This window comes from Weissella sp. DD23, assembly GCF_001579105.1.
Classification (GTDB): Bacteria; Bacillota; Bacilli; order Lactobacillales; family Lactobacillaceae; genus Weissella; species Weissella cibaria.
Map to the genome: position 1 here is coordinate 218,165 of NZ_KQ970391.1, position 3,572 is coordinate 221,736.

A 3,572-nucleotide genomic window follows, 5' to 3' on the forward strand; every position below is an offset into this window, starting at 1 on the left:
AATCAATCCGTATTAAATGGAAAACTACAAGCAAAATTAGACTACATCGGGGATATTCAGAACGCTGTTGCGACGAATGATGATCGCCGGGTGTATGAATTATTAGATAGCCAAAAGTACAACACGAAGATTCGACAGACGCAAAATGCGGCCTCAAACCGTGCCTTGTCAGTCTTGGTGGATGATATGCAGGATGAATTGAGCCATCACTTGGGACAACAATTGATTCAGTATTTGTCAGAAAAATTCCCATTCTTTTATTACGAAGAAACGCAATTGGGTGTGTTCCAATTGTTCTTTGGAAATTGGTGGGATCGTCGTCATTTCGGTATTCTTGATCCATTAGCTGTGAACTTTATTTTCAATGATCAAGAGTATGAAAAGTTGGCACGCGCTGTTGAATTATCAGAGGCCGGCCAACGTTATAACGCACAAGTAATTGAAGATACTACACGAGCTAACGAGGCGTTGCAACAAATTGTGGCTGATCAAAATCAACGTGATGCCGAACGTGCCCAATTGATGGCTCAGCTGGCATCGAGCGAAGACCGTGGTGGTATTTTTGGTAATCGTTCACAAAATGAACAACGTGAAGTGTTGAAGGAACGTTTGGCACAATTGGATGCTGCGGACGACAAGGCTAAAGAAGTGCCTGAGTTAATTGCAGCAAACAATGCGCAAATTTTGAATCTATCAAAGGAAGATACGATTTTGATTTACGAACAACGTGCCATCTCAGATACGTTTGGTTCATTCGCAAACTTCCAAGAAGCGGTTGCGTCATTGTACGAAACGTATGTGACGTATTTGGCTGATGCACAAGGAGGTAAGTAATTATGACAGAACACCTTCGTGAACGCGTAGTCGCATATGCTGACTTGTTGACAGATGACATTGGTCAAATTCAACAATTGTTGGCGCAAGTACGTGAATTGGCCGAATCACAAGAACCAGCGCGTGTGCACATGCTGGCCGAGCGTTTAACGGCAGCGCATCTTGATACGGACTGGGTCCTTGTGCCACGTCAATATAGTCCAGCAGATTGGTACATGTTGGCAATGGATCGGTTTATGAGTTTTGCCGGGATTCCAGCGTACGATATTTTGACGCCAGCCGAACGTGAAGAACTAACGTTGGTACCAACTGAATTGGAAGTGCCAGCAACATTTGAGTTCGTTGTGAATGACGATCCAAACGGTGGCGCCTTTTTCGTTGAACTTGGGACGAATGAACGTTTGTTCTACTGGTCATTAGAACGCAAGCAAATTTTGTTTAACGCCGATGCCATTACAAACTTGTTGGTTGAAAACTATCGTAAGAAGACGACCGCACCACGCATTCGCACGGTGACGACATTATTAACTGAATTCGGCCGTTACATGGAACGCGAATTTGGTTACAAGGTCGATTACAACATTTTGGAGACCAAGGATGATTTCTTGTATCCATTGGTTCAAACTGAAATGCCAGCTGGTATGTTGGATCGTTTGTTTGTGTTGTCAGCGGATTCAAACTACTTCTTGCAAAACATTCCAAATGGGGCCGGCTTAGTACTTGAACAGGGCGTTGAAGTGCGAATCTTCTATGCAAATGATGCCACGGCTATTGGGGCACAACGTTGGCACTTCCAAGTGATCGATGGTCACGATGCTGTTTCATGGCTTGATATTTTGTTAGATTACGACTTCATTGGTGCTTGGTACTTGAAGGAGCGTCATTACTTGGCTGTCGAAAGCGATGAATTAGTTTTCGGTTTGCAAGGCAATCGTGCGTTGAAGAATTACGGGGCATCTGCACCAGTTAAGTCTGAGGCACCACAAGTGGAAGTGTTGCAACCAAACACGACTGATGAGGAGCCGGAAGCATAATGGCACTGGATATTGCATTATATTTACGGCAAGCGCGCGACGCTTATCGGGTTGTGGCTTATGATTGGGAAAATCCAATTAGCCCAAAAGATGTCCTATTAAATGATTATTTAAATTTGGATATTACGCTAGGTACGCTGATGCGCCGGGTTGATGCGGTGAATGGGGATGTACCTCACGATGCTGTTGTGACCAGTGAAGCAACGATTGTTGATTTGTACGCTACGGCCTTGAGTCAATTTTTGTTGATCAGTTTAAAGCAACAGTGGACGCATTTGATGGTGTTGGAAGACGCTGATATTGAGAAGTTTGCTCGTTTTCCACAAATGCGGTTAGCCCATCAATTTATGGGCATTAAGACGATGCTATTAAACAGTTATCATCAGAAGCGCCAAAGTGATTTCGCCCACGCTTGGCGGTCATTTATGAAATTGGGATTATTTGAATTGCATTTAACTGAGGAAGAACTCGCAATCGCAATTTCTCATGTTTTGGATGCTTCTGACCTTGATTCACCAGCGTTTTAACCGTACAATAGATGAGGCGATAGTGAAATGTTGCCTCATCTATTTTATATGCAGCTGTAGCACAACTGGATAGTGCACTCGGTTTCTACCCGAGCGGTTGTGGGTTCGAGTCCCACCAGCTGCACTTATGTTTTCGTTAAAATCCCTCACCAATTGTGGGGGATTTTATTGTTTTTGTTTTCCCATTGGTTTATAATAACTTACGTTGTGTTTGTGGATCCCACAAACTGCAACCACTCGTGGTCTGTATTAAGTTGTTCCTCGGAACACGCGGACTCGGTGAGTCTAAGTTTTTTAGAAATAATATATATGGAGGTCTACAGACTCATGGCAGCATATGCAATCATTGAGAACGGTGGAAAGCAATACAAGGTTTCTGCCGGTGACGTAATTTACGTCGAGAAGATGGACGCCGCAGAGGGTGACAAGGTTGTCTTTGACAAGGTTGTCTTCGCTGACGGCAAGATCGGTGCACCATACGTTGATGGTGTTACTGTATCAGGTACTGTTGAGAAGCAAGGTAAGGAAAAGAAGGTTGTTACTTTCAAGTACAAGCCAAAGAAGCACTCACACAAGAAGCAAGGTCACCGTCAACCATACACTAAGGTTGTCATTGACTCTATTGCCTAAGACATCGGAAAGAAGAGGATTTAAATCATGCAATTGAATTTGAACAACTTGACGATGCTTGCCCACCACAAGGGAGGCGGATCTTCTGCCAACGGTCGTGACTCAGCAGGTCGTCGTCTAGGAACGAAGCGCGCTGATGGTCAAGACATCAAGGCTGGATCAATCATTTACCGTCAACGCGGTACGCACATCTACCCAGGTGTAAACGTTGGTCGTGGAAACGATGACACGTTGTACGCTTTGACTGATGGTGTCGTAAAGTTCGGTCGTTTGGGCCGTGACCGTCGCCAAGTATCAGTTGTTACTCGTGAAGAGTACAAGCAAATCATCGCTAAGTAATTTATTACTTAACTAAGATTTGAAATCAGTTTAATAGACTGTAAAAAGACAGCATTACGATTAAGTTCGTGATGCTGTCTTTTTTTGTGGTTGATTATTACGATTATGTTAATCATTTTTCGGGCATAGTCCATTCACAATATGTGAAACACAGCACAAGACGAATAGAGTCAAATCAATTAACGTATACGTTGAATATGATATCTGC

5 protein-coding genes, 1 tRNA gene and 1 other annotated feature are annotated in these 3,572 nt (G+C 43.5%); all 6 genes read left to right on the forward strand.

From position 1 onward, the window contains the following. A partial coding sequence (locus WEIDD23_RS03655; RefSeq protein WP_062358791.1) for a hypothetical protein occupies positions 1-834 on the forward strand: 834 nt, incomplete at its 5' end. Positions 835-836: 2 nt separating this feature from the next. Next, the gene (locus WEIDD23_RS03660; RefSeq protein WP_010372381.1) at positions 837-1,868 is read left to right on the forward strand and encodes a hypothetical protein; all 1,032 of its coding nucleotides are present in this window, start codon (positions 837-839) and stop codon (positions 1,866-1,868) included. After that, positions 1,868-2,395, forward strand: coding sequence for a hypothetical protein (locus WEIDD23_RS03665; protein ID WP_010372383.1), 528 nt, complete (start codon positions 1,868-1,870; stop codon positions 2,393-2,395). The genes WEIDD23_RS03660 and WEIDD23_RS03665 overlap by 1 nt, the downstream gene beginning before the upstream one ends. 50 nt (positions 2,396-2,445) lie before the next feature. Then, a tRNA-Arg gene (locus tag WEIDD23_RS03670) sits at positions 2,446-2,519 on the forward strand. Positions 2,520-2,616: 97 nt separating this feature from the next. After that, positions 2,617-2,692: a sequence feature (ribosomal protein L21 leader region), on the forward strand. A gap of 30 nt (positions 2,693-2,722) precedes the next feature. Further along, on the forward strand, positions 2,723-3,025 hold the full coding sequence (rplU, locus tag WEIDD23_RS03675) for a 50S ribosomal protein L21 (RefSeq protein ID WP_010372385.1): 303 nt from the start codon (positions 2,723-2,725) through the stop codon (positions 3,023-3,025). Positions 3,026-3,052: 27 nt separating this feature from the next. Continuing rightward, positions 3,053-3,364 carry a 50S ribosomal protein L27 gene (rpmA, locus tag WEIDD23_RS03680; protein WP_003609238.1) on the forward strand — a complete coding sequence of 104 codons (312 nt, stop codon included), beginning with the start codon at positions 3,053-3,055 and terminating at the stop codon, positions 3,362-3,364. Positions 3,365-3,572: the final 208 nt, after the last annotated feature.